The following is a 25,881-nucleotide window of genomic DNA, read 5'->3' on the forward strand; positions in this document are numbered from 1 at the left end:
CGGAGATCGCAGACCCGCCCTCGTCAGCAACGTCAAACCACGTCAGCACCACAGCTGGATGCAACCATGGTCGCTTTCCGAGCGAACGACGGCGTGCCGTTCGCAACAAGCCGTTCGCCAAGCTTCCGCTCCGCGTGGTTCTCCGACAATACGTCAGTTGACCGATTCTGCAGGTTCGGGCGTGCTGCTATCAGACGGATTAGCAACTTGCGATCGGCGCTACGTAGCCGCCGGGTTTCTCTGAGAGGTCGTGACTCCGTGAGTGAAGGACAAAATCCGTATGGTGTAGGCCTGGATAAGTGTCCGGCCAATTTCCTGCCTTTGACGCCGCTGAGCTTCCTCGCGCGCAGCGCGGCGGTCTATCCCGATCACGTCAGCACGGTCTATGAGGGCCGCAGCTTCACCTGGGCGCAGACCTATGAGCGCTGCAGGCGGTTTGCGTCCTGGCTCGCAGGCAAGGGCATCGGCGTCGGCGACACCGTCGCGGCGATGCTGCCGAACATTCCCGCGATGAACGAGGCGCACTTCGCCGTGCCGATGACCGGCGCCGTGCTCAACGCGCTCAACATCCGGCTCGATGCGCCTTCGATCGCGTTCCAGCTCGACCATGGCGGCGCCAGGATCATCCTGGTCGATCCGGAGTTTTCAGGCGTGATTGCCGAGGCGCTGGCGCGGATGAATGGCCCCAAGCCGCTGGTGGTCGACGTCGACGATGCATCGTTCAAGGGCGGCACGCGCATCGGCGAGATCGAGTATGAGGCAGCCCTCGCCCAAGGCGATCCAGGTTTCGCGCCGATCACGCCGAGCGATGAATGGGACGCGATCGCGCTGAGCTACACCTCGGGCACGACGGGCAATCCCAAAGGCGTCGTCACCCATCATCGCGGCGCCTATCTGAACGCCGTCAGCAACATCCTCGCCGGCAATCTCGGCCAGCATCCGGTCTATCTCTGGACGCTGCCGATGTTCCACTGCAACGGCTGGTGCTTTCCGTGGACCATTGCGGCGGCCGCCGGCGTCAATGTCTGCCTGCGCAAGGTCGAGCCGACCAGGATCTTCGAGCTGATCAAGCGCCACGGCGTCACCCACATGTGCGGCGCGCCGATCGTCTACAACACGCTGATCAACGCCCCCGATGCGCCCAAGGAAACGTCAACCGGCAGTGCCGCCCGCCGCGTCGTCGGCCTGATCGCGGGTGCAGCGCCGCCGGTCGCGGTGCTGGAAGGCGCCGAAAGCATCGGCATCAAGCTCACCCACGTCTACGGCCTGACCGAGGTCTACGGGCCCGCCTCGGTCTGCGCCGAGCAGCCGGGCTGGGACGAGCTCCCCGCGCCTGAGCGCGCCCGCATGAAGCGCCGGCAGGGCGTGCCCTACCCGCTCCAGGAAGCCGTCACCGTGATCAATCCGCAAACGATGCAGGAGGTCCCGCGCGACGGCGAGACCATCGGCGAGGTCATGTTCCGCGGCAACATCGTGATGAAGGGTTATCTGAAGAACGAGAAGGCGACCAAGGAAGCCTTCGAAGGCGGCTGGTTTCACACCGGCGATCTCGGCGTGCTCGACGAGCACGGCTACGTCATCATCAAGGACCGCTCCAAGGACATCATCATCTCCGGCGGCGAGAATATCTCCTCGGTGGAGGTCGAGGACGTCCTCTACAAGCACCCGGCCGTGCTGTTCGCCGCCGTGGTGGCAAAGCCCGATCCGAAATGGGGCGAAGTGCCCTGCGCCTTCGTCGAGCTGAAGGACGGCGCCAGCGCGAGCGAGGCCGAGATCATCGCCTTCTGCCGTTCGCACATGAGCGGCTTCAAGACGCCGAAGGCCGTCGTGTTCGGGCCGATCCCGAAGACGTCCACCGGCAAGATCCAGAAATTCCTGCTGCGCAACGAGGTCGGCTCGGTGAAGGCGATCTCGGCGTGAGCCCGAACGCAGCGGCGACGCGGTTGCGCATATCGCCAGTGGCTAAGTCGCAGCAAATGGCAGCAGGCGCCCCACTTAGCACCCCTCCCTCCACTGCCCGGAGTTCTCACGAGCTCCGGGCGCATTTTTCCATTTTTCGGGACACGAACATCTCGATCCGATGGTGTGACGACGGCAATTGCAGGGATCAGCATCTCGGCCGGGATGCTACAGCGCGCGAATTCGGTTGGTTTCGAGGCTCCGGCTCAAGGGCCTCCCGGTCTGCGTTGACGCTCAACTTGGCGAGCGCGACTAACATGCACCAGAGCGTATCCCGCGACGACAGCCGGAGCGCCTCCTGAATGTGCCCTCGACCTCCTCGCTTCGTCCCGTTATCGATTCCCGCGTGGCCCCTCGCGTCCTGCTCGTTTTCAGTCAACGACAATGCAACGCTTCAAATCAGCCAGTCATGAGGTGCAAGTCCGGTGGCGTGATGCGGACCGTTATTGCCGTGATTGGCCGCATGTTCGTCCAGTGCATTGGGGAGGATTGTGACGAGGATATCGGGGGTGGTCGCCTGACCGTGCTGGACGTTTGGATCGAGCGGAATGTGGACCTCTCTGGGCTCAACGGCGGCGACGAGAGTGAAAGGAGTTGCATCGCTATCGAAGCGGAACACCCGTTCTTGATCCGCACCGCCGGTCTCGAACGCAGATTTAGCCGGCTGTGCGGCTGCTAATTCGATTGCAGCAGGTTGCGTAGCCTGCTGCGAGTTTCCGTTTCCGGCGCTATCGCCCCTTGCAGTGCTCGATTCGGCAATCTCGGTTGCTGCTGATACGTCTGCAGGGCTCGAGGGGAAATTGTGTTCCGAATTGCCGTGATGCAGGTCGGCCAGTTTTGCCGTAGTCGCTGCTGTCGACGCGCTTGCGTCCGGAGCACGATGATTGGCGCCATCGCCGACACCGTTTCCGAATATGAAATCAGTTTCACCCAACTCGGTGGTTGCCCCCGCCTTTGCAGGCTCCGGCTCTGCGGCGTGTTGCGTGCTACCGCGGTCTGCGCTACCAGCCGTTGCAACACTCTCGTCTGCTTCCGGCCCGTGGGCAGAGGTCAAATGCCCCCATTTGTTGCTGTGTTCCACGCCGCTGGGCTCTGCCATCGTCGCTGACCCAGGCGTATCGGCCGGAGTCCAGGAATGATGCTCATTGTCATTGCCGACGCCGTTGCCCGGTACGGCCTTCGCTTCGGCCGTTTCCGTGGCCGCCGTTGCCGACCCTCGCTCCGACGCGTGCAAGTTGCTGTGGTCCAGGCCGCCTGGTTCGACCGTTTTCGCTGGCCCTGACGAACCGTCCGAAGCCGGTGAATCATGCGCGTTGTCATTGCCGGCGTGATTGCCCGGCTTCACTTCGGCCACATCTCTGGCGGCCGTGGCCGACCCTCGCTCCGACGCGTGCAAGTTGCTGTGGTCCAGGCCGCCCGGTTCGGCCGTTTTCGCCGGCCCTGACGAACCCTCCGAAGCCGGTGAATCATGCGCGTTGTCATTGCCGGCGCGATTACCCGGCTTCACTTCGGCCACATCTCTGGCGGCCGTTGCCGCCCCTCGCTCCGACGCGTGCAAGTTGCTGTGGTCCAGGCCGCCCGGTTCGGCCGTTTTCGCCGGCCCTGGCGAACCCTCCGAAGCCGGTGAATCATGCGCGTTGTCATTGCCGGCGCGATTGCCCGGCTTCACTTCGGCCACATCTCTGGCGGCCGTTGCCGACCCTCGCTCCGACGCGTGCAAGTTGCTGTGGTCCAGGCCGCCTGGTTCGGCCGCTTTCGCTGGCCCTGACGACCCCTCCGAAGCCAGTGAATCATGCGCGTTGTCATTGCCGGCGCGATTACCCGGTATGGACTTCAGTTCGGCCACATCTCTGCCGGCCGCCCTCGCAGACATTTGCTCGGGAGCGTGCTGCCCTTCGCGGTCGCCCCTGTCGGCTGTCGCGAGGCTCGATTCATCAAACTCGGCTGCTTCCGGTGCCTTTGTAGACGTTGGGTTCACCGGCCTGCCATGTTCCACGCGGTCTGTTTCTGCCGTCTTCGCCGACCTTCCCGGAGGGTCCGAAGCCGTGGATTGATGCCCGTTCTCATCACCGACATCGCTCCCAGGCATGAAGCCAGCTTCTGTCTGCTCCGGACCTGCTTCCTTTGCAGGCCATGGCTCCAGAACATGCTGTGAGTTACCGCCGCTCGCGCTACCGGCCGCTGCGATGCCAGGGCCGGTACCTGCATCGATCCGCTGACTCTTCGATGTGGAACTTTCAACCGCGGTGGCCGTCGCAGCATGAACAAGCACGATCGGTGGTACATGAGCCGACCCGCCATCGGCACTCTCATCCGTTGTACGGGCCGGCGCGAATTCGGTCCTCCAGCCGACATCAGCCAGAATGTCCCAAACTCCAGCGGTCCCCAGTGCGCTCTCGCTCGTCCCGATAATTGTATCGGCACTGTCCGTACTCAGAACAGTTTCGGTTGCAGTCAACGATGTCAGCGTGTCTTCGAGCTGCTCCAAGGTGACAGCGGCAGCCGCGCCCGTCGGCTGGCCGAAGAAATCCGATTCTGCAATGGATACAATCCCCCGCAAATGGATTTCCAACAGGTCGCGATTTCCGATGTCCAGAACATGATCCGTCGCATTCACATAGACGATCGTTTCATTGCTTGCGGAGTCGAAGATCCAGGCGACGGTGTGTGGCGGTATGGACTTGCTTGCTGCTGTCATATGAAGCCAGGCAAGCGCTCCGAAAGCCGCAAGATTGATCCTGCTCGGCCCAGATGCGAAATTGAAGACAGAGCCCGAAAAGGTAGAATTGGAATCGGTCGGGAAGCGATGAACAACGCTTTCAGCGACGTTGCCGTCCATCAGCTGATCGCGGCTATATCCACCAATACCGGCATCGGTGCCATCACTTATGTGGCCCCGAGTGCCTTGTCCGGCGACGCTTTCGTTTTCAGTGGTTACAAACGCGGAAGCCAGGCGAGAATCGTGCGCAAGGAAACCCCGGACTGAGTTCTCGACATGATTATCGTCGGCATTGGTGATCGCGGCCAGCTTCGTGGCCGCATTATCTCCGGTAATGTCCACGAAACTGTCGAGCGACACTTTGGCCGGCTCATGCGACAGCAAGGCCAAGTGGGGATCGTTCAGTGCGTAGATCAACGCACCGGTCAGAGTGGCGAAAGTACCATACCCCGCGTGAATCAACGTCGGATTCGGTGTAAGCCGCGAGAATAGATTTTCCGCGGTGGGGTCGCCTCCAATCTGCGCGTCGTTCATTCCTCGCACGTAAGGCGTGGCCAGATCGCGCGTGCTTGATCCAACAGAACTGTAATCCTTCGATTTCGAGCCTGCGGATTGCTCAGCGCTGCGCAGCGCTTCCATTGCCGATGCAGCGATTGAGATTTGGCGCGCCTCGACAAAAACGTCTCTGTGGGTGAGCGCCGGCTTCTCGTCGGATTTCGCAATGATGACATGACGGAGAATAGCTCGCTTCCAGGGCTCATATTCGGCATGCTCCACCGCTGGGCCGATGCTGTCATCATCCGGAAGCATCGCGTTCGCCTCCGACGCCTTGAGTTCGTCCGCAATGGCGACCGCCAGGAGAGCGAGCGAGAGCATTCCGAACCCGGACGGGCGTTGTAGCAATGCGAGGGTAGCGAGCACCGTCCTGTTGGTTATTTCAAGCTTCTGAAATATGTTGTGCAGGTGTACTTTAACGGTCCCGTTGGAAACGTTTAGCTGGTGCGCGATCTCCTTGTTCGACATTCCTTCCGACACCAGCCGCACAATTTGACGTTCGCGCGGCGTCAATAGCTCCAGCCGGTTCTCAATTTTGCCGCTGTCGGCTTCCTTGGCGGTTGGCGAGAGCTCGGACTGGTCCAAAAACACGCTACGCTTCGTCATCAGCCGCAGTGATCGCAGCACAGCGTCCGGTGCGGCAAACTTCGCGATTGCATCACACGCGCCGGCAGCGATGGCCAAGGCTAGATCGTGGTCGGTGTCGGAATCGGTAAAGAACACCAGGCGCGTGGGCAGGCCCTCAGTTTTCGCAATGGCGAGGATCTCGGATGCCGTCAGATCTGGCAGGGTGTCGGCAAGAAGTGCAATGTCGGGTGTCAAACTCCGAATCGCTTGGATGCAGCTTGTCCCGTCGCTGCACGACGCGACAACGTCGAAGTCCGGCTGTGCCCCGAGTACTGACTTAAGCCCCTGTAGAACGATCGGCTGTCGGTCTACGATCACAAGCCGGGTGCGCTTGAATATCCCTTCCTTCGCAGACGTGTCTAACATGGACCCTGCCTCGACCCGGCCGTCTATGTCCTTCGGCATATAGCCGAGGCCGAGTGAGGACATTAAAATACAACTAATGGAATAAAGAAACAATTTTAATTGGTTAATACTTAAAAATCGCAAGTTTGACGTGCAAATGTGCTCATTTGCAGAAATGGGTTCATTTGCCGAACAGTGCAGCGACACCAAGCCGTACGGCTTGGCTTCGAGTGGGCATTCGAACGCGTCACGGCCGTCATTCTATCAGCGTTAATACCGGCGGCCAGAACACCATCTTCGAAGTTGTTCGCTCCTCACGCGAGATTTTCAGAGCACGCTCGCGATCCGCACCTGGCGCTCACTACTCGCAGCCGAACAACTGTTCGGAGAATGATCGTTGGCTGAGATGCTGTTCAGCCCACGCGCAGGCTGCCATCGGCGAGTTGACGGGATTAATTGAGTGTCCGCTGTCCTGCATTAGCGCAAGTTGGAATCACAAGCACAAGCACAAGCACAGGCTCTCCGTGACCAGCGCATGCACGGCGTTCGGCGCAGGAACGATATCTGTAGTTGCCAGTTAACTGCTGTTGAGCTGCACGCAGGAGAGCAGCTCGACAATCCGGCATGAGTTCTCGCGCCGGGCATCCGTCGGGGGGTTAATCCCATGATGGACCACGCGACCAGAGTTGGTAACCGGTTGTTAGCAGCGTTGCCGCCAGCGGATTTTGCTTTGCTTGCGCCTCATCTACGGAAGATCGTGATCGAGCGCGATTCGGTGCTCGTCCGATCGGGCGATCGGATCGAACATCTTTTCTTCCCCCTGAGCGGTGCGATAGCCACTATCATGGAGCTGCCGAACGGGCAGACGGTCGCCACGACGATAGTCGGCCACGAGGGGGCTGTGGGTCTGACGACAGCGCTTGGCGCATCCCACTCGCCCGTGACGGCCGTTGTTCGCATCTCGGGGGCCGCGCTGCAGATCTCGCCCGCACAATTCCTGACAGCGCAACATTGCAGCCCCCCCATTGGAGCCATGGTGCAGGTCTTCACGAGATCGTTGTTGACGCAACTCCAGCACGTGGCGGCCTGCAACGCATTACATTCCGTCGAAGCCCGCCTGGCGCGCTGGCTGCTTCACATTCACGATCGGGCAAATGGCAGCGATCTCCTCCCGCTGACCCAGGAGACGTTGTCGGAATTGCTGGGCGTCCGCCGCACCACCGTCACACATGTCGTGAGCACGATGCGGGCTTCAAGAGCACTAAAATCCAATCGACGTGGCCAGCTTGAGATCGATCGGCCGCGGCTCGAAGCCGTAGCATGCGAGTGTTACAAGGTCCTGACCCGCAGAATCGATCGGATAGTCTCCCACGGCACGGTTGGGCTCGTTCATAAGCCTCCAGCGCGGAGCGCCTCCCGCTCACCTGGCAGCCGAATAGCCGGGACAGGCTCTTAGAACCGGTTCGTTTTCGCGAACCACCGCATATTCCCTCGCCATTCTGCAAAAAGTGCGCGAGGCTCGGCGCTGCAAACGCTCAATCCTGCGTGGAAGCGAGTTCAAGATTTTTTTGCGGCCTTGCCGCCGATTCCCCGGCCGCAGCGAACCATGGACGAAAAGTCCCGTCATCCATTCGCCTTGGGATGCTCGTCACAACAGCCCGACTTCTTGCGAATAAGCAGCACGGGCATGAGCTTTGCCCGTGCGAAGCTGGAACGCCCACTCACGGTCCGAGCTCGGTGATAGGCGCCGCCCGCCCTGCGCAGCTTGCGCTGAAGATATTCCTCTCGGCCTACCCGCTCTCTGAGCTTCTCAAGTTCCGCGAGCTGTGCGACCAGCGCCTCGAGACGTTCTCGAAGCAGCGCCGCAGGACTCTCCGCTCGAACGCGGCTATTCATGACACGCCCCCTGATCGAGGTCTTGAGAAGAAGTCGGGAAAGCTATGCAATCCAGTACAATCGCACTAACATTTGGCAATGTTTGCACCGCAAAACGCACTGCGGCGGTGCAACAAGGGATGACTCGGCCGGACGTTTAGCATGGGAGAAAGGTCCAGCCCTGCCAAACCACACGGCGCTGCAGGCGCACGCATGGGCTGAGAAGACTGCTATCGGCTGGATTCGGCTGCACTCGAAATCCTCGTGTTAGCTCCCGGACATTCAGCCTTGCGCTTTTCCTCGTCTTCTTCTGCGCAATCGAGCCCACCATCTGCGTTTGGAAGTCCAGAGCCGCCGCCAGTTGCGAAAGGCCCCTTCGCACTGCCTCCGCCACCACCAGACCCGCCACTAGGGCCACCGCCGGCTGCCCCTCCGGCGCGAGATGATGCAGCAGAGCGACCGCCAGGGGCTCCCCCGCCGCCCCCTGACGACCCGCCGCTGGAGCTCCCCGGCCCTGATACGGACGACCGGTCGTTATCGAAGAACGACTGCCTCCCGTCCTTCTGCGTCACCCCATGCAGCCCCCCCGAGCCTGCAATGGCTCTTGAGGTCAGCGAAGTGGATAGAAGCAGAGTCATCACGGGGGGTGTCACGGCCGCAAATCTTCCGCAGGTTTTCAAAAACGCTCGCCGGTCGTCATCTTCGTTACCGTCCCGGGTCACAACACGCTCTCCTCGGTTTAAAATTTTATTTACGGTATTATATATTAAATGTACTTTCAACCGATAATTTTCTTTATGTGGCTGACGTTGTTTAACGTGCGCCGTCAGCTGATCGTCGGCAATTTCCGTGCTCGTTCTTGCACTTCCTGGCGCACTCCTGCCTTCCAGGTCCGTTTCGGAGTTGCGCTCGCCATTTAATACGATTAATTTGTGTTTAACGGAGGTCGAGCGCAGGGCTCGATTGCAACGGATCATTACGATGCCACTGCAATTCCACCGGTCCGTCCGGGACATGGAGATCTGGAGCGCGACCAGCGAGGGCTTCTCGTTCGTGATCAGCTTCGAAAGCCCCAGAGGCCCCGGCTTTCATGGCCGGTCCGGCTATATGGCGAGTTGGCGTCCGCTCCACAAAAACCAGGCCGCAATCAAGATTGGCGGTTCGCCCTTTCGAACGTTAGCCGAGGCCGAAGGGGCCTGCAGCGACATGGCTGGGCATCTGGCGCCACGATAACCCCCCGTGCACGCTCCGGAAGGAGCCAGACGCTCCGGTCATTTCACGCCCGCCGGATCCTGACGCAACAGATCAGGGAGATCCATCTCACGTGACGCGGCATGCAACTCGTTTCGCGAAATCGCCAATGCCGCAAGAACCGTGCGATTGCTGATGTCCAACTTTTGGAAGATATGATGAAGGTGGACCTTGATCGTACCGTCGGCAAGGTTCAACCGACGTCCAATCTCCTTGTTCGAAAGACCCTCCGACACGAGCCGCATGATTTGCCGCTCCCGGTCTGTCAGTTGTGCCAGGGGCTTCTCATCGGGGCGGGCCTCATCGTTGGCTGGCCCGGCGCTCGGCGAGGCCGCTGCTTGGCCCTGGGCGGCTTTCCGCAGGGTTGAGACCAGCATCTCGGCATCAGAATCCTTCGAGAGGACGATGCAGGCGCCGTCCAAGGCCAGCCTCTGCAACTCACAATCGGCCGCGACACCGGCGAAGAAGACCACCACGGGACTGGGGCCTGCAGCGTTTGCAGGAGCAAGGATCTGCTGCCGGCTGACATCGGGCAGTGCAGCATCGACAAGCGCGACGTCCGGCACAAGAAATCGGATTGCCTCATTGCAGCTTGCACCATCGCTGCAGGATGCAACGATCGTAAAATCACGCTGCGTCGCAAGAACGCTCCTGATCCCTTGCAAGACGATCGGATGTCGGTCCGCGATGACAATTCTGGTGCGATGCATGCTTCCCCTGCCTATCGCTAACAACCCCCCGTGCAGCCGTTTAATCCAACAATTTCTTCGAAACGCGGGGATACCAGTCCGCTCGGCCAGAAGACCGCTCCAAATCTTGGACGGCCCAACATTCGGCGACTGCACCAAGGTAACTTGACCGGCAAATATGCGCAGCACCGTAAGAATGCGGTGCTCAAAATTAAGGCTGCAAGCTCCTCGACGAAAGGCAGCGTTCCTTCGACAACGCCTGATAGATTAACCCAGCAAATTCCCTCAGAGAATGTCATCGGCGAACAGATCGGCTTGCTGTGTTATGATGGTCAACATCCAATTAACTTCGTTGGCACCGTTATTACCAACGATATATTGGGCCATTCACGATTCAAATCTAACATTCGACGAAGTTTCGACGAATGCGGGACCGTTCAAAAAACCGCGCTTCTGAAGGGAGAAAAAGTAATACTATTCATCAAGGCGAAGCTGGGCAATGAAGCAGGAAAATGGCTGCATCGCGCGGCCAGTGTAGCAACGATGAAAACCGGTCACCCCGAATTGGAGCTGCATATTCGTTAATTCAGCAACTTCAACGAGCGGTCATGGAGGGCATCGTTGGCAATGAGTAGGTGGTCACATGTATTCTTCAGCAGTTTTGCGTCAAACTCATCAGGCTCTCATCGTTCAATTCACTGAATTGCAGAACTTGCGTAGCCGCGTGTTGAAGGCCGAGCAGCGATTGCTTGCGCTGAGGCGAGGAGCCCGGGCGCGGGGGACGAAGCGGCCGCTCGTTCGGAGGCACGGGCCCGGCCGGTAACTCCGACCACTGCGTTCCACACTGGCGCAGCGGCACGAGTGGATCGCGCTTGCCGGACCCCGCTTTGACCTGATAATCCCCCTCCTGTTTCGGTTCGGAAGGTAGTGGGGACGACTTCCATGGAGAACGACGACTGGGCATCCATGACCACAGCCGAGCTGTGGCGACTCTACGATGAAGTCACCGCTGTTCTTAGTCGCAGGATGACTGCGGAAAAGGCCAAGCTCGAAGAGCGGCTTCGCAAGATCGAGGGGACGGCCGCTCCGGCCCAGAACGAGGAACGTCCTCGCCGCCCCTACCCACCTGTGCTGCCGAAATACCAGAACCCGAAGAATCCGTCCGAAACTTGGTCCGGTCGCGGTAAGCAGCCCCGATGGCTGAAAGCCCAGCTTCGAGCCGGCAAGAAACTGAACGATCTATTGATCGATCGCTCGTCCGCGCAAAGGCGCCGCCGGACCGGCTGACCTCCGGCCCCACCGGCGGCCTACATGGCCGCAGCTGCCCGTTGGACCGGATCTTACCGATCGCGATCCTCTTTCCCGTTAGGACTGCCATCTCGGCCGCCATTGCCGAAGCCATTGTTGCCATGCACAATGTGACCGCCCGAGCCGGCTATCGCGGCAGACGTCAGCGAGGTGGAGAGCAACAGCGTCACAGTCGGAGGGGTAACGGCGGCAAATCTTCCGCAGTTTTTCAGGAATTCGCGACGATCGTCGCCTTCTGCGTCGAGTTGGGTCATCGGCTCGTCCTGCTCCAATCCAGCCCGCCTGAACTTAGACCTCTATTATTGCACCTCAAGTTAAATATGTTAGTTCAACTATTTTAATTGCCGCCCTCCGCATCGGTCCACGCCACCCACCAAGCGGCCACAAGCGCGGTCGTGTCCCCGGTGATGGTGTAGCTCGGTAGAGCAAAGCCGTCCGCACGCGCGCCCTCCCATGGCGCCGTAGCGGGCGGGCGGCTTTGCGGTGGTCACCGGCAGTTCGCCGGTAGGGTCGGGTTGCTGACACCAACCTGATTCGAGGAACCACCGATGACCGATGAGATGATGAACCTCCGCACGCTCGTGGAGAAGACCCCTGATGCGGATCTGCTGCGCGAGATGATCGGCTTTGCTGCCCAGCGCCTGATGGAGCTGGAAGTGGAAGGCCAGACCGGGGCCGCCTACGGCGAGAAGAACCCCGAGCGTCTGGCGCAGCGCAACGGCTACCGCGACCGGACCTGGGAGACCCGCGCCGGCACGGTCGAGCTGCGCATTCCCAAGCTGCGCAAAGGCTCCTACTTCCCCGGCTTTCTGGAGCCGCGCCGGATGGCCGAGAAGGCGCTCACCGCCGTGGTGCAGGAAGCTTATGTGCAGGGCGTCTCGACCCGCTCCGTCGACGATCTGGTGCAGGCGATGGGCATGAGCGGCATCTCCAAGAGCCAGGTCTCGCGGCTGTGCGCGGAGATCGATGACAAGGTGAAGGCGTTCCTCGCTCGCCCGATCGAGGGCGATTGGCCCTATCTGTGGATCGACGCCACCTACGTGAAGGTGCGCCAGCAGGGGCGCATCGTGTCGGTCGCGGTGATCGTCGCGGTCGGCGTCAACAGCGATGGCCGGCGCGAAGTTCTCGGCATGGACATTGGTCCCTCGGAGGCCGAGACATTCTGGACGGCGTTCCTGCGCAAGCTCGCCCGCCGCGGCCTGCGCGGCGTCAAGCTGGTCGTCTCCGACGCCCACGAGGGCATCAAGGCGACCGTCGCCAAGGTGCTCAACGCCAGTTGGCAGCGTTGCCGCGTGCACTTCATGCGCAACGCGCTGGCCCATGCCGGCAAAAGTGGACGGCGTGTCGTCTCCGCCTTCATCGCCACTGCGTTTGCCCAGGACGATGCCGAGGCCGCACGAGCGCAATGGCGGAAGGTCGCCGATCAGCTCCGCCCCAAGCTACCCAAGCTCGCCGGCTTCCTCGACGAGGCCGAGACCGATGTGCTGGCCTACATGACGTTCCCGCCGCAGCACCGCACCAAGCTGCACTCGACCAACCCGATCGAGCGCCTCAACGGCGAGATCAAGCGCCGGACCGAGGTCGTCGGCATCTTCCCCAATGAGGACGCTATCGTCCGCCTCATCGGCGCGATCCTGCTCGAACAGAATGATGAATGGGCCGTCCAGCGCGCCCGTTACATGACCCTGGAAACCATCGCGCCGTTGAGCGATGATCCAACCGTCAGCCTCCCGGCTATCGCCAGCTGACCAGTCCGGCTCTTGCCGGCGAACGCGGTGTCCCACCGCCAGTTACACCACGCTCAGGGACACGATCCAAGCGCTGCGTTGGCGAAAGGCAACGTTGTGCCCAAATTCCCAGCGAAGAGGAATTCTACAGGGAAAATCCCATATAGCGCGGGCTATCTGGCTAAGGGAATGTACGAAAACGCCTGGACTCCAAGCTGTTGCGGCACTGGATGCGGAAATCCACAACAGGGAAATTTCTGACAGTGATCAGGGAATGGGGGCACGCTGAAGAGGGAAACCGTCGCCGCCAGACGTGGCCGAACGTCGGTCAAGGCGGACAAAAACTAGTTGCGTCTCAATATTAAATAATTGAACTCCACAAGATATAATCCTAGCTTTGGTTCGCCTGGGCGGGCACCTCGTTTTCGGCGTCCACGATTTTTAAGATGGACGCCATCGGTGCAAGTCCAGTTCACGATGGCGCAATGGCTTTCTGATGCATTCAAAGCTCGATCCCCGCCTCTCTGAGCACAATTTGGACCAATGGCTTGCCTTTACGCGCAAATTCTTGCGGGCTCTCGCAGTTCGCAAGAGGAAGCAGTTTGATCGGAGGGTGTCGATCGGAGACCTTCTCACCGAGCGCGACGATAACGCCGCAGCATATGGCTTTGGAGAGGGGAGCACGATGTACGACAACGTACTCGTTCTGGGGCGCGTCAAGGTCGGACGAAATACCTGGATTGGACCGGGATGCATTCTGGATGGTTCAGGTGGAGATTTGCAGATCGGAGATTGGTGCTCCATCTCTGCTGGCGTTCAGATCTACACGCATCACACTGTAAACCGCTCAATTTCGCTCGGCCGGGATCCGATCGATTACGCGCCCACCTCGATCGGCAACGGGGTCTATATTGGCCCGAATTCGGTGATTCAGATGGGTACAACCGTCGGCGACCGCGCCGTTATAGGCGCGAACTCGTTCGTCAACAGGGATATTCCCGCGGGTGCCAAGGCGTTTGGCTGTCCAGCGCGAGTTCACCCTGCGTCTAAAGCCACATAATGCAAGCCGCATCAGTAATACACTAGCGGTCAGAACTCGAAGCTGCCGCCATAGCCTCGGGCAAGATCTCATTAGTCTAGAGATCACGGGGATCGTTGAAGACTTGCTGAGAAACCGAAGAAACGAGAGACTTTCCTCATCGGCAGAGAAGCCCGACAGCTGAAAAACAACGCAGCCACGCGAGCTATCCGGTTTTGGCCAACCGCGGTCAAGAACAACGCAATGCTCTTAAGGGTGCTTTCGCAGGCAAGCAGGGCTCTGTGCTGCCGAGCATCTGGGACGAGGGCCAACGCTGTCGGGTTTTCGGAACGTGCTGGAGGGTCCGGTCGCAATCATCGTCCACGCCTCCTTTCCGCCTTTGCGACGAGCCGATCAGCCACGCGCTTGCCCGTGGTGCCTCGGGTTGCGATCACAGCTTCAAGTGGTCTGACGGACCGCCTTGTGACTAAAGCGGGATGGGTTTAGACTGAATCGATTTGGGATACCCAAATCAGTCGGTTTCTGATTCACCATGCTGGCTGGACGGAGGCCAGCATGGATGGGCAAGCCGTCGCAAACGTGTTGTGGCCGCGATCGAGGGCGGGATGTCCCGCAATCAGGCCGCCAAGCAGTTTGGGGTGGCAATCAGCACGGCCATCGGCTGGATGAAGCGGGTTGATGAGACCGGCAGTGTCGAGCCTAGCCAGATCGGCGGCTACAAGCCGAAGGCTATTTCGGGTGAGCACGCGGTCTGGCTGTCGCAGCGGATCAAGGACGGCGATTTCACCATCCGCGGTCTCGTTGCTGAGCTCGCCGGGCGCGGCCTGAAAGTCGATTATCACTCGGTATGGGACTTCGTACATGCCGAGAAGCTCAGCTTCAAAAAAAAGCGTGGCGGCTGGCGAACGCGATCGTCCCGACGTCGCGCGGCGGCGAGCCCAGTGGGCAAAGTATCAAAGTCGCGTCGAAGCTGAACGGCTGGTCTTCATCGACGAGACCTGGACCCGGACCGATATGGCCCCCTTGCGAGGATGGGCGCCGCGCGGGCACAGACTTCACGCCAAGGTTCCCCACGGCCGCTGGAAGACCATGACCTTCCTGGCGGCCCTGCGCCATGACCGGATCGATGCGCCATGGTTCATCGAGGGGCCGATCGATGGCGTGAGCTTCCGCACCTATGTCGAGAAGGTCCTCCTGCCGACCCTTCAGCCCGGTGACATCGTCGTCTTGGATAATCTCGGTAGCCACAGGAGCAAAGCGGTTCGCCAGCTCATCCGTTCGGTCGGCGCCAAACTCTTCTTCCTGCCAAAATACTCGCCAGACCTGAACCCCATCGAACAAGTCTTTGCCAAGCTTAAGCACTTGGTCCGCAAAGCTGCCGCGCGAACCGTTGACTCCGTCTGCGCTGCAATCGGCCACGCACTCGATGCCTTTACCTCAGAGGAATGCGCCAACTACCTCAAAAATTCAGGCTATCGAACCTAATGCCATCGCGCTTTAGGCTGGTGCCGGCCGAAATTCCGGAACGAAGCCAATTTGCTCGCGTGCGCTCTAAAGCACCCCGTTTGATCATAGGGCTCGAAGCGCGCGCTTCTGTTTCGCCAACGCCGCCCGCTCATACCGCTCGATAATGTTGAGACGTTTCACGACGAGCGGGACCGGGCAGTTCAAAAGCGCGTCCAACATCGCCTGCCGCAAGCTGCGGATCCGCAGAAGCGCGAGCTTGGAGTGCGCCAGCGCCATCGCCGCACCGGGCGTGACCGGATGCCCGAGCCCCCGCAGCAATCGCGACGGCAAGACTCTCCGCCTCGGCAGGATCACAGATATCGCTCTGCGCCAACCCGTGACGCAGCGCGTTGCGGCTGGACCTCGTTTTTCCACGTGCCGTTTTCGGCCCGGTGCTGCGCTTGGCGTTGCGGCGATTGGCTTCGATTTGTCGAATTGATGCCATGTCCGAGACCCTCGGCTGATGCTGATTGTTGCGGCCGCAAGCTCGCTCCAACGTATTGGAAGATCAACGGTTTTTCGATCAAAGAACTGCAAAATTGCTGCAGAAAGGACTGGCATTCCCGCGCAAAAGGAGCGTTAATCATTGGGCCGGCCAGCGGGCCCTTGGCCCCGGTCTCTCCCCTCGCAGTGGCGGGGGTTTTGGTGGTGCGGCGGCAAGCCGCGTCAGCCAAGGAGAGACCGGTGACCACGATTGCAACCGACGGCGCCGCGGCGCCCCACTCCGTTACCACCTTTGACCGCCACGACCGCCGCGCGTTCATCGGCGGCTCGGACGCCGCATCATCATGGGCCACGATCAGGACGCGCTGCTTCGCCTGTGGCGGGAAAAGCGCGGCGAGATCGCGCCGCCAGATTTGTCCCGCAACCTGGTCGTTCAGCTCGGCCTTGCCACTGAAGAACTCAACCGCGCCTGGTACCAGGCCGCCACCGTGCACGCGATCGCCGATGTCCAGAAGCGGGTGCGGCATTCCGTGCACGGCTGGATGGCGGCCACGCTGGACGGCATCGTCGCCCCGACCGGCGCGGTGTTCGAGGCCAAGTTCATGCTGCCCTGGGCCTTTACCGAAGAGGCCGCGGCGGAGAAGCACATGGCGCAGCTGCAGCACAACATGTGGGTGGTTGCGGCGCGCGCGGCCGTGCTCTCGGTCATCAACGGCGGCGGCAAATGGGTCGAGATCACCGTGCATGCCGACCCGCTCTACCAGCACCTGCTGCTGACTGCGGAGAAGAAGTTTTGGCGCTGCGTGCAGAGCGGCGAGCCGCCGCTGCTGTTTGGCATCGAGACCCCACGGCCGCGGCTTGCCGCCGTCAAGGTCGTCGACATGGCCGCGTCCAATGTCTGGGCCGAATGTGCGGCGATCTATCTGCGCACCCGCGACGCCCATGCCGAGCACGAGCTGGCCAAGGCCGAGCTCAAGAAGCTGCTACCGGAGGATGCCAAGGAGGCGTTTGGCCACGGCGTTCGCGCCAAGCGCTCCAAAGCCGGCGCGGTCAGCTTTGATCCGGTCGAGATGGAGGCCGTCCATGCATCAGGCCAGTGAGCATATCGGCACGATCGCGGCGGCGCTGGCCCGCGCGCAAGCCGCGCTGACCAACCCGGAAAAGACCCTGACCGCACAGATCCGCTCGCCGTTCCTGCGCGATGACGACCGCACCTTTCGCTACGCCTCGCTGGCGAGCGGCCTCGACATCGTGCGCAAGACCTTGAGCCTGCAGGAGATCGCCGCCATCCAGACCACCCGGGTCGAGGCCTCGACCGGCCACATCCACCTCACCACCCTGCTCGCCCATTCCTCCGGCGAGTGGATCTCCTCGGACTGGCCGGTCTGCGCCGCACGGGACGTCGAGGCGCCGCATCGCATGGGCGCGGCGCTGACCTACGCCCGACGCTACGCCCTGTTCGCGCTGGTCGGGATTACCGGCGAGGATGATCTGGACGCCCCGCATACGGCCGCCGGTCCCCTGGTCCCGCCCAACCTCCAGGCCTCACCCGGCAAGGGTGTTCTCAACCGTGCCCGGGTGCTGCGGCCGGACGAGTCCGCCGCACTCCGGGAGCAGCTATTGCGCCAGCTCGAAGCGCTGTCCGCCAGCACCGATCTGCTCGGCTGGGCCATGACGAGCCTGCCGCTCAAGAACAGCCTGCAGGAGCCGGATGCCCGGCGCGTCGAGGCAGCTTATCAGGCCAAGCTTGAGGACGCGGCCCGGACTCCGGCCGAGCAACCCGCCGTCCTGGATGGCGCCCCAACCCTGCCAGCAGCGCCGCTCGAGGCCGCGCTGCAGCCGGCGCTGCCCGAGGCGGGGCTCGCTCATCCCAAGGAGCCGACCCGCAAGCGCAGCAAGGCGCACCTGCTGTTTGTCAAGGAGCAGCCCTGCCTGGTGTGCCGGCAAACGCCATGCGATGCCCATCATCTGACATTCGCCCAGCCGCGGGCGCTCGGGCGCAAGGTCAGCGATGAGTGCACCGTGCCGCTGTGCCGCGCCCATCACGAGGCAACGAGCGGGCGTGGTGGGCGAACCTGCAGATCGCGCCACTGCCGCTCGCGCAGGAGCTGTGGGCGGCGAGCCCGGTGCATGGTTCGATCGACAGCGCGGTTGGCGTCGCGGCCGTCTTCGCAAACCCGGGCGTGGAGGCATCCCGATGAACGGCCCGTTCCAAACCGCGCGCGAACTGACCGCCACTGCGCTCCCGGCCGAGTTTGCGGCCTTGGCGCCGCCGCCCCTGCTGCTGCCCGGCGAACATCTCGACCATTACCACGCGCTGCGACAGGCCATCTTCGCGGACCTTGCGCCCCGGTCCGCCATCGAGTGGCTGCTCGCCATCGATGTGGCCGAGCTGTCCTGGGAGATCCAGCGCTACCGCATGTTGCGGCACAAATTGCTCGAGACCTATCGCCAAAAGGCCATCGAAGCGGCGCTGCGGCACATCGACATGGTCGGGATCGATCCCGACTTCGAACTCCAGGCCGAATACTACACGCAGCAAAATGCCCTGAGCTGGCGGACTGACTCGATCGCCGCGATCGAGATCGAGGCGCGGCTTGCCGCCTATGGCTTCGATCAAGACGCCGTCACCACCGAAGTCTACGTTCAGGCGCGCGAGGTTCTGGCCCTGTTCGAAGGCTTGCTCAACGCCGCGCAAACCAAGCGCATGTTGCTGCTGCGCGAGATCCGGAACCGAAGCTGGATGGGTGCAAAAAGGTCAACAATTGCAAACGGCACGCAAGCCGCTTGATGAAATCAGGAGACAACTGAAAGCACCGACCGCAGCTATCACAGCCCTCGTGTATTATTTGGTCATACCATTCGCTCGCTCTTGCAAAAGAGGTCGCTTGCCTCGCAAGCGCGCGCCTCTGGAGTCCGACGTGAGATCGGCAACCTCGCGTCTCTCAGACAGGGTGGAGCAAGGGGCCGCGGTCGACAGCACGGAAAGCCCGGAGTAGATCTCAGGCAGGACCGAAGCGACGAGACTTGGCTACCGAACAATTCGACCGACGCTCAATCGGTCGGAGGGCCGAGATCTGTTCAAAAACCCGCCGAATGCCATTTCGCGATAAGCTGGAATTTAGAAGCTGGTGCGCTTTATCAAAGGGTACGCAGATAGCTGATGATGGCTTGACGTTGTGTCGCGCTGGCGGCGCCCGCGAAATCCATCCTAGTCCCGGGGCAGAAAATGCTTGGGCTTCGCAGGAACTCGTCGAGGCGCTTTTCGGTCCATATCCCGCCGATCCCGCGCAAGCTTGATGAATAGTCCGGATAGCTCTCAACCGACGCAACCCGACGACCGACGATGCCGAGCAGGTCCGGTCCGATCCGACGCTCATCAACTTCGACTGATGGCAGCCACCGCACCTTTCGTTAAAAAGGCTTCACCCTTTGAACTTTCTCTCGGACGTAGCGAGATCAATAATTGATCATCCGTCCATAGCAACAGGCTGCCATCATGACCCTCGATGATATCGCGAATGCGGCTTCCGATCGGGACAGCCCCGAGGTATTTGACTTGACCGTTCCGAACGCGCGCACGAAACAGCGTCCCGTCCTTGAGTGTGGCGATCGGGAGATCACCTTGCCGCTGCGGAAACGCTCCGCGCTCCACCCCGACTAGATTCGAAACCGCGATCGAGGGCACCCAAGCGAAGACTGGAGCTTCATAGCCCTTCTGCTCCGCTTCAGGCTTGTTCAGTGGCCACGAGAACGAACCATAGTCTGTTCCGTAGGTCGCATATGGCCCGCCGTAATTTTTGCGCCCCGGACCAGCCGATTGAGTTCGTCGCCGCCCTGCGGGCCATGCTCGGTCGACCATATTGTCCCAAACGGGTCGACGTAGAGGCCTTGCTGATTCCTGTGACCGGCCATGAAGATTGCAGCGTAGCCATCACGGATGTTGATCACAATTGTTTTACCGTAAGACGCGGACGGATCCTGCGAATAAGCATGAGCTGAAGCAAGCCCGTCGAAGCCAAAATCACCGACAGTCAACAGCAGCGTATCCGTGCCCAGGAGGGCCATCCGCCCGCATCCAAAATAACCGACAAACGGAATGCCACGGCGGCGGCGCTCCCCGCGGACGGGAAGACAGGGTGTGGTTTCATACAGAGTTTTCCATTCGGAGGAAACTTGGCCGTGAAGAATCCCGGCGCGTTCAGACTCCAGCACGGAGACTCGTTCGGTCCAACATTCCTCAGCGGCATGCCAGTAAGGATGCGAGACGAAGATGCGCGCAACGGCGCCGACCTCCTGAACTAGCAAGCCATACACTCTGAACCACTCGGTATTGATAATTTCGTGTCCGGCCTGCCTCCTTTGGCCCTTCTACGTCGTATTTGCGTGAAAGTGATGCGCCCACGGACGCCCGGCAGCCACGGAAAACGCCTCACCGTTGATGGGCACCCGGTACGGCAGTGTAGAGACGGTCACGTGGTCCAGGACTTCCCAGGAGAAGACATGGAGATGACCATCTCCGCTCACCACAAGATAGCGATCGCCGATCCGGGCCAGCGCACCGCCGGGCACCGCAGATTTTGGAAATGCGTTCGCGTAAGTGTGAACGTCCAGGTTGTATAACTCAGTCTTGATCAAGCTGTTGGAGTGCAGCGCCGTCTCCGGAGTAACGCGTGATGCCAACGAACCCGCGGCGGTGGCGGCGACCAGCCCGCCAAGCGCCAAAGCTTGGTGCAGCGCCGCAGTGCCGACGAAGGACGGGGCGGGGACGAGCACCAAGGCAGACGTGAAAATGCCGAGCGTGATAGCGCGGGAATAATCGGCTTTGGTTAGGACAAACCTAGGAAGACCACACCAAAGATCGCCGTTGTGGCCACGATGGTCCTGCCCAATCGCATCCCCGGGGATGAGGGCGGGACAAAAGAGTATATGCCGCGCTTAGGACGAAAGACGCTATAAGACGGCCAAAGGGAAGCGACTGGGCGGCGGGAAACCGCCAAAATGACGGCCCAAAACTCAATATTGGAAATTGGAAAAGCAACGCGACGGAGGCCGCATACCACACCACCAGATAACACCACGACGGACTCTGGCGCCGGCCAGAATTCGCTGTAGCCCCCGTTTGATCGAGAAGCTCGAAGCGTCTCACCATGCGTCTGCGCAAAGAGGGAACGATCCTCGTCTTTCGAAGCTCCTCAGATTTTATTTCAACATGCCCCGGGAAGTTCATATTCCGCTCTCACGTTTATATTCATCACACTACCGCTCCCATAAATAATCGATATTTAATTTAAAACTACCAACGCGGGAGAGGTTATTATGCCTACCACACCGGCGCAGAGCGATGCTGGCGCACGCGCCCTCACACCCCTTCCCGTTCAACCGCGGCCCACAGCCTGTTACGGCCCGGGCTCTGCACGCGAATCCAGCGATAGGGCGTCAGCGACCAAGCTCTGATCTGTGGCGTCAGATTGTCGAGGACGAAATCGCCGCTTCTGGTGCGCACGAGAAGCACCAGATGATGCTCACCGGAACCGACGACGACTTCGCTCAAGAGGAGCACGCGCGATGGCCAGCCCCACCGCAGCAGCTCGTGGCGCTTGCTCACCGCGTAATCGTTGCAATCGCCACGCGCTGGATTGATGGTCCACGCCTCGCCCGCGAGACCGAGCTCGTTGCGAACCGGCTCGATCGCCAGATTCACGGTGCGGTTGATGTCGCGCAGGTCTGCCCATCGCTTCTCAGTCAACAGGATCGGACCGCCGCGGAAGAAGCGTCGCGGGCGACATTCGGCCTGATAACGGAGGCAAAATATCGTGTAAGTGAGGGGCGGAAGAACCGGGCGCCCCAGCTGGATAGACGAAACACTCGCTTGGGGCGCCCTTGGCGCGACTAGCAACGCCGCTCCCGCCCACTGAACGCCCCCGATCACGATTGCCAGGGCTGCTGCGATGACCGTGACCGAGGTTCGCTGCATCTGCCGACCCCCTTCCGTACGCCAAACCGTGTCGGCTCGAACCGGCGCGGGCCCGGCCACATCAATCTATTTAATTCGCCATTTATAATTTGACTATATTTAAATAGCAATAACCATTAAATGAGCAATCGATGGCTTGATGCAGCAGCCCCCCCGGAAGCGGGCGCGGAATGAATGGAAAGAAGAGCGCCAGTGCTCTCGGCGGAAGGCGTTCATTCGCTTCGCGACGCAAGCCGCGCTCAGCGCGCCGGCGAACAATGATTCGCCACCATATAATTTTAATTATCGTTCAGAGTTTTTATGGGCGCCACTGTTTCGACCAGGACCCGCTTCACATGCCAGTCGAGCTACTCGTCATTCTGGGAGCTGAAGCTTCTATACTCGGCTTCGTGGCCGCAATGACCCTGCATGCCAAGCGAATGGACGTTCTGAGCGGACGATCGTTCGAGCGTCCCATGGTCTCCCCCGGAGAGAACCGGCATCTGGCGCGGTCGCCCCGTCGAAAGGTCGGCAATTTACTGCGCTTGACAGAGAGGTGGACGATCTCCTCACGCTCGTTTCACCGGATTTCTTGCGGCGCACCAATCGTCAGAAATCTGCTACTGCTCTTTCTAGCCAGCGCGAAGGCGCCGGTCCGGCTTCGGACGCGCGCGCGTTGGAGCACCTCGCCCGCTCCAGGTGCTTGCGACCGGCCCGCCGTGCCTTCTGCGGCTGGTCGCGACACCGACGCCCAGGGAAAGGACGCCGGTCCCGGACAATCGAGCGCTGCCCCCGTCTTGCACCAACTCAGCGCTCCTTGAACGCCCGCCCCGCCTGATCCTGCAGCGGCTTGAGCAGGTTCGAAAGCGCGGTTCGACCTGCCGTCTTGATGAAAACCTCGACCGGCATGCCGGGCAAGACTGGCGGACCCGAGCTTGGCCAGATCCTTCAGGAGGACGCGAACGGTGAAGGGCGCCGGTACGCTGCTCCAACCTAGTATCCGCGGCGACCAAGCCGACTCCCCCGTCAGTTTGGGGGTCTAGTCCGGATATGAATTCGACTGAGCTGATTGGCGGGTCTTGCGCTCGGAGAGCTTGGAGCGTGTTTGTCCCCCGCGGAGCGGCACTTTACCGGCTAACTTGTCCTAAGAGCCACAACAAAGGGAGTGAGCTTAAGGCGGCTATTATCCATCGGCGACCGATTAACTACTTCAAGAACATCTACGGACATGCCTCTGGCCGTTTTCTTCCGCGATCGGCGCCTTATGATCTTCCTGGCCGAGTTTTTTTGGCTAGCATGGACATGCAATGTGATCGCAATATACTCGAAGAAGTGTAGGCGACCGGCGAAGCCCATTGACTGCTAAGAGATCGCTATGAATCCGATTTTAGACGAAGATTTGCACTACGTACTGAACCAGCTCTCACCGGCGAACAAAAGTTCGTTCCAAGATGGCACAATACTGATCACCGGCTGCGCAGGCTTCCTGGGGTTCAGTTTTATGCATTTTTTCTCCGAGCACGCCCGCGCGCTTGGAATCCGTAAGATAATCGGACTTGATACATTTCTTCTTGCAAAACCGAAGTGGATTTCGGAAATTACGATCAGACATCCGGGTTTGGTCGACGTTCACCAGTTCGATATTTCAAAAGACGACATTTCGAGTATTGATGGTGGCGATCAGGCAACTCATGTGATCCATGGCGCGTCAATTGCTTCCCCGGTATTCTACCGGAAATTTCCGATCGTTACCTTGGATGCAAATATTTGGGGGCTAAGACGGATACTGGATTTTCACGCATCAAAGAAACTCAGGGGCCTTCTGTTTTTCTCAAGTAGCGAAATCTACGGCGATCCCAGTGCCGACAACATCCCGACGGACGAAGAGTATCGTGGCAATGTTTCCTGCATCGGCCCACGCGCCTGCTACGACGAATCGAAGCGGTTTGGCGAGACCATGTGCTACCTGTTTTCCAAGGAGCATGGAATTCCGATCACAATTGCAAGGCCATTCAACAACTACGGGCCGGGAATGAGAACCGATGATCGGCGCGTCCCCGCTGATTTCGCAAAATGCGTCATCGAAAACAGGAATATCGAAATTCTGTCCTCTGGTTCACCTACACGCACATTTTGTTATGTGGCTGATGCGATCACCGGTTATTTGAAGTGTCTCACCTATGGAGAGTTCGACTACTTCAATATCGGTATTGAAAAGCCGGAGATTTCTGTTCGAGAACTTGCCTCGCTTTATCAAGAGGCCGGCGCCCGCCTCGGCGGCTACAGGGGAATGATCGTTCTTGGTCAATCCTCCGACAAAGAATATTTGACCCACAATCCGAATAGACGCTGCCCCAATATCAAAAAGGCAAGAACGAAGCTTGGGTACGATCCAGCGATCGACGTCAGAACCGGAATTGAGAGATTCGTTCAGTATCTCCTGCATGAGAAGGAGAAGGGGGCGCTCGCGTGAAGTTGTCTGTAATCGGAACCGGCTATGTCGGCCTTGTGAGCGGCGTTTGCCTTGCGTCGAAAGGGCATGACGTCATTTGTGTTGACGTGAACGAAGAGAAGGTCAGTTCGATCAATAACAGGAATCCGCCCATTCATGAGGAAGGCCTTCCGGAACTGCTTCGCAGCGTCGTAGACACACGAAAATTCCGCGCCACTTCCAATTTGACTGAGGCCTTGGATTTTTGCGAGGCCGTGATCATCGCCGTCGGGACTCCGACCACCGACGGAAAGCTCGACCTCACCTATCTCGTTCAAGCAGCCCGTCAAATCGGTGCGTATTTGAACTCGACAAACAAGTTCTTAAGTGTGATCGTCAAAAGCACAGTACTTCCGACCACAACCGATGTTGTCGTTCGCCAGGCGATTGCGGAAGCATCTGGCGGAAAGACTTCGCAGTTCGGACTTGGAATGAATCCTGAATTCTTGCGTGAGGGAAACGCCATCTCCGACTTCAATTTCCCTGATCGCATCGTTCTTGGGTTCGAAGACTTCAAAACTGGTGAGGTTCTCTCGAGAATTTACGAGCCTTGGAACGCCGACAAGGTGTTTGTCAACACCCGGACGGCCGAGATGATCAAGTACGCAAACAACTGCTTTCTCGCGCTCCAAATTTCAGCTGCGAATGAATTGGCGAATCTAGCGGCCAAGCTTGGTGGCATCGACTTTATGGACGTTTTTAGAGGCGTGACTCTCGATAAGCGATGGAATCCGATTCGAAACGATGGATCTCGCACAGAACCTGAAATATTAACTTATTTGGTGCCTGGGCCCGGCTTTGGCGGGAGCTGTTTCCCAAAGGACGTTCAGGCGATCCGCGCGCAAGGACACGACAATGGTCTCCCAATGGAAATATTGGACGGTATCTTGAGCGTGAACGAGCGACAGCCCGAACAAGTAACCAAGATTCTTGAGGCACACTTTGGGACTCTAAGCGGCAAGAACATCTTGCTGCTGGGACTTGCGTTCAAGCCACAAACCGACGATGTTCGTGAATCGGCCTCCATTCGCATTTCTGAAGAACTGCTCGCGTATAAAACCATCCTTGTCGCGCACGATCCAATTGCGACGGAGAACTTCATCAAGCTCTCAGGCGTTCAAACCTCCACGATAAAATTCACCCAGGATTGGAAAACGGAAGTTGCGAACGCGGACGCAATCGTCATAGCTACGCGGTGGGAGGAATACAAGGCTCTTCCCGGCCTCAAGGTTGCCGGCAAAGTCGTATTCGATGCGCGACGGCTTCTTTCCCCAAAGGATTTCCCGAGCTCTACTTATTTTTCAATTGGCCGAAGAGTTTAGGCGGAAGTTTTGGGCCGACGGCTGGCGGGATGACCTTAGCCGCATCGCCGGCGCGGCCCTTGAGGTAG

The 25,881-nt window shown here is 59.8% G+C and carries 19 protein-coding genes and 3 pseudogenes; 12 read left to right on the plus strand and 10 right to left on the minus strand.

Annotated elements, in window-relative coordinates; genetic code table 11:
• The first annotated feature begins 258 nt into the window (after nt 1-258).
• The gene (locus N2604_RS26105) at nt 259-1,920 is read left to right on the plus strand and encodes an acyl-CoA synthetase (RefSeq protein WP_260371012.1); all 1,662 of its coding nucleotides are present in this window, start codon (nt 259-261) and stop codon (nt 1,918-1,920) included.
• A gap of 433 nt (nt 1,921-2,353) precedes the next feature.
• Here N2604_RS26105 and N2604_RS26110 read toward each other — a convergent pair whose 3' ends face one another.
• Nucleotides 2,354-6,412: a LuxR C-terminal-related transcriptional regulator gene (locus N2604_RS26110; protein WP_260376313.1), complete on the minus strand. Its 4,059-nt coding sequence runs from the start codon at nt 6,410-6,412 to the stop codon at nt 2,354-2,356.
• Nucleotides 6,413-6,869: 457 nt separating this feature from the next.
• On the opposite strand from N2604_RS26110, the gene N2604_RS26115 reads away from it, so the two are divergent.
• Entirely contained in the window at nt 6,870-7,661 is a 792-nt protein-coding gene (locus N2604_RS26115; protein ID WP_260371013.1) for a Crp/Fnr family transcriptional regulator, read from the plus strand.
• 167 nt (nt 7,662-7,828) lie between these two features.
• Here the strand turns inward: N2604_RS26115 and N2604_RS26120 are convergent, their stop codons facing one another.
• From N2604_RS26120 to N2604_RS26135, 3 genes and pseudogenes are all read right to left on the minus strand, one after another.
• Nucleotides 7,829-8,101, minus strand: coding sequence for a hypothetical protein (locus N2604_RS26120; protein WP_260371014.1), 273 nt, complete (start codon nt 8,099-8,101; stop codon nt 7,829-7,831).
• 350 nt (nt 8,102-8,451) lie between these two features.
• A pseudogene (locus tag N2604_RS26125) lies at nt 8,452-8,802 on the minus strand (hypothetical protein); the annotation flags it as partial.
• 549 nt (nt 8,803-9,351) lie between these two features.
• The gene (locus N2604_RS26135) at nt 9,352-10,041 is read right to left on the minus strand and encodes a response regulator transcription factor (protein WP_260371016.1); all 690 of its coding nucleotides are present in this window, start codon (nt 10,039-10,041) and stop codon (nt 9,352-9,354) included.
• A gap of 30 nt (nt 10,042-10,071) precedes the next feature.
• Between N2604_RS26135 and N2604_RS26140 the strand changes: the two genes are divergently transcribed.
• On the plus strand, nt 10,072-10,605 hold the full coding sequence (locus tag N2604_RS26140; protein WP_260371017.1) for a hypothetical protein: 534 nt from the start codon (nt 10,072-10,074) through the stop codon (nt 10,603-10,605).
• A 357-nt stretch (nt 10,606-10,962) separates the two neighbouring features.
• A complete protein-coding gene (locus N2604_RS26145) occupies nt 10,963-11,307 on the plus strand; it encodes an H-NS histone family protein (RefSeq protein ID WP_260371018.1) in 345 nt (114 codons plus the stop codon).
• A 53-nt stretch (nt 11,308-11,360) separates the two neighbouring features.
• Here the strand turns inward: N2604_RS26145 and N2604_RS26150 are convergent, their stop codons facing one another.
• Complete coding sequence (locus N2604_RS26150) at nt 11,361-11,582, minus strand: hypothetical protein (RefSeq protein WP_260371019.1); 222 nt, start codon at nt 11,580-11,582, stop codon at nt 11,361-11,363.
• A 294-nt stretch (nt 11,583-11,876) separates the two neighbouring features.
• Here N2604_RS26150 and N2604_RS26155 point away from each other — a divergent pair, with 294 nt between their 5' ends.
• The 3 genes from N2604_RS26155 (at nt 11,877) to N2604_RS26165 (ending at nt 15,579) form a co-directional block, all read left to right on the plus strand.
• On the plus strand, nt 11,877-13,076 hold the full coding sequence (locus tag N2604_RS26155; RefSeq protein ID WP_260370469.1) for an IS256 family transposase: 1,200 nt from the start codon (nt 11,877-11,879) through the stop codon (nt 13,074-13,076).
• 664 nt (nt 13,077-13,740) lie between these two features.
• Nucleotides 13,741-14,115 carry a DapH/DapD/GlmU-related protein gene (locus N2604_RS26160; RefSeq protein WP_260371020.1) on the plus strand — a complete coding sequence of 125 codons (375 nt, stop codon included), beginning with the start codon at nt 13,741-13,743 and terminating at the stop codon, nt 14,113-14,115.
• Nucleotides 14,116-14,699: 584 nt separating this feature from the next.
• A protein-coding gene (locus N2604_RS26165) for an IS630 family transposase (protein WP_409241647.1) occupies nt 14,700-15,579 on the plus strand; the annotation gives its coding sequence in 2 pieces (ribosomal slippage) (nt 14,700-14,975 and nt 14,977-15,579; 879 coding nt in all).
• A gap of 84 nt (nt 15,580-15,663) precedes the next feature.
• On the opposite strand, the gene N2604_RS26170 is transcribed toward N2604_RS26165, so the two are convergent.
• Entirely contained in the window at nt 15,664-15,891 is a 228-nt protein-coding gene (locus tag N2604_RS26170) for a hypothetical protein (protein ID WP_260371022.1), read from the minus strand.
• A gap of 402 nt (nt 15,892-16,293) precedes the next feature.
• Between N2604_RS26170 and N2604_RS26175 the strand changes: the two are divergent.
• The 3 genes and pseudogenes from N2604_RS26175 to N2604_RS26185 all read left to right on the plus strand — a co-directional run bounded on the left by N2604_RS26175 (nt 16,294) and on the right by N2604_RS26185 (nt 18,835).
• Nucleotides 16,294-17,144 (plus strand): annotated as a pseudogene (locus N2604_RS26175) (YqaJ viral recombinase family protein).
• A pseudogene (locus N2604_RS26180) lies at nt 17,128-18,245 on the plus strand (ERF family protein). Before N2604_RS26175 ends, N2604_RS26180 begins: the two co-directional pseudogenes overlap by 17 nt.
• Nucleotides 18,242-18,835: a hypothetical protein gene (locus N2604_RS26185; protein ID WP_260371023.1), complete on the plus strand. Its 594-nt coding sequence runs from the start codon at nt 18,242-18,244 to the stop codon at nt 18,833-18,835. Before N2604_RS26180 ends, N2604_RS26185 begins: the two are co-directional and overlap by 4 nt.
• A 588-nt stretch (nt 18,836-19,423) precedes the next feature.
• On the opposite strand, the gene N2604_RS39825 is transcribed toward N2604_RS26185, so the two are convergent.
• The 4 genes from N2604_RS39825 to N2604_RS26200 form a co-directional block, all read right to left on the minus strand.
• The gene (locus tag N2604_RS39825; protein ID WP_409241749.1) at nt 19,424-19,786 is read right to left on the minus strand and encodes a PQQ-dependent sugar dehydrogenase; all 363 of its coding nucleotides are present in this window, start codon (nt 19,784-19,786) and stop codon (nt 19,424-19,426) included.
• Nucleotides 19,783-20,352: a PQQ-dependent sugar dehydrogenase gene (locus N2604_RS26190; protein WP_260371024.1), complete on the minus strand. Its 570-nt coding sequence runs from the start codon at nt 20,350-20,352 to the stop codon at nt 19,783-19,785. Before N2604_RS26190 ends, N2604_RS39825 begins: the two co-directional genes overlap by 4 nt.
• Nucleotides 20,353-20,415: 63 nt before the next feature.
• Entirely contained in the window at nt 20,416-20,823 is a 408-nt protein-coding gene (locus tag N2604_RS26195; protein ID WP_260371025.1) for a hypothetical protein, read from the minus strand.
• Between the two features lie 583 nt (nt 20,824-21,406).
• Nucleotides 21,407-22,021: a transglutaminase-like cysteine peptidase gene (locus N2604_RS26200; protein WP_260371026.1), complete on the minus strand. Its 615-nt coding sequence runs from the start codon at nt 22,019-22,021 to the stop codon at nt 21,407-21,409.
• A 1,354-nt stretch (nt 22,022-23,375) separates the two neighbouring features.
• On the opposite strand from N2604_RS26200, the gene N2604_RS26205 reads away from it, so the two are divergent.
• Both N2604_RS26205 and N2604_RS26210 read left to right on the plus strand, forming a co-directional pair.
• The gene (locus N2604_RS26205; RefSeq protein ID WP_260371027.1) at nt 23,376-24,473 is read left to right on the plus strand and encodes an NAD-dependent epimerase/dehydratase family protein; all 1,098 of its coding nucleotides are present in this window, start codon (nt 23,376-23,378) and stop codon (nt 24,471-24,473) included.
• Nucleotides 24,470-25,813 (plus strand): UDP-glucose/GDP-mannose dehydrogenase family protein, encoded by a 1,344-nt coding sequence (locus N2604_RS26210; RefSeq protein ID WP_260371028.1) that lies wholly within the window; start codon nt 24,470-24,472, stop codon nt 25,811-25,813. The genes N2604_RS26205 and N2604_RS26210 overlap by 4 nt, the downstream gene beginning before the upstream one ends.
• The last annotated feature ends 68 nt before the right edge of the window (nt 25,814-25,881 follow it).

It is taken from the genome of Bradyrhizobium sp. CB1015, from assembly GCF_025200925.1.
Lineage (GTDB): Bacteria > Pseudomonadota > Alphaproteobacteria > Rhizobiales > Xanthobacteraceae > Bradyrhizobium.

What these genes read in the sequence shown, in the direction of transcription:
- N2604_RS26200 (WP_260371026.1), bottom strand. Translation starts at nt 22,021, where the DNA reads ATGCAGCGAACCTCGGTCACGGTCATCGCAGCAGCCCTGGCAATCGTG.
- N2604_RS26150 (WP_260371019.1), bottom strand. Translation starts at nt 11,582, where the DNA reads ATGACCCAACTCGACGCAGAAGGCGACGATCGTCGCGAATTCCTGAAA.
- N2604_RS26145 (WP_260371018.1), top strand. Translation starts at nt 10,963, where the DNA reads ATGGAGAACGACGACTGGGCATCCATGACCACAGCCGAGCTGTGGCGA.
- N2604_RS26160 (WP_260371020.1), top strand. Translation starts at nt 13,741, where the DNA reads ATGTACGACAACGTACTCGTTCTGGGGCGCGTCAAGGTCGGACGAAAT.
- N2604_RS26115 (WP_260371013.1), top strand. Translation starts at nt 6,870, where the DNA reads ATGATGGACCACGCGACCAGAGTTGGTAACCGGTTGTTAGCAGCGTTG.
- N2604_RS26155 (WP_260370469.1), top strand. Translation starts at nt 11,877, where the DNA reads ATGACCGATGAGATGATGAACCTCCGCACGCTCGTGGAGAAGACCCCT.
- N2604_RS26135 (WP_260371016.1), bottom strand. Translation starts at nt 10,041, where the DNA reads ATGCATCGCACCAGAATTGTCATCGCGGACCGACATCCGATCGTCTTG.
- N2604_RS26185 (WP_260371023.1), top strand. Translation starts at nt 18,242, where the DNA reads ATGAACGGCCCGTTCCAAACCGCGCGCGAACTGACCGCCACTGCGCTC.
- N2604_RS26120 (WP_260371014.1), bottom strand. Translation starts at nt 8,101, where the DNA reads ATGAATAGCCGCGTTCGAGCGGAGAGTCCTGCGGCGCTGCTTCGAGAA.
- N2604_RS26205 (WP_260371027.1), top strand. Translation starts at nt 23,376, where the DNA reads ATGAATCCGATTTTAGACGAAGATTTGCACTACGTACTGAACCAGCTC.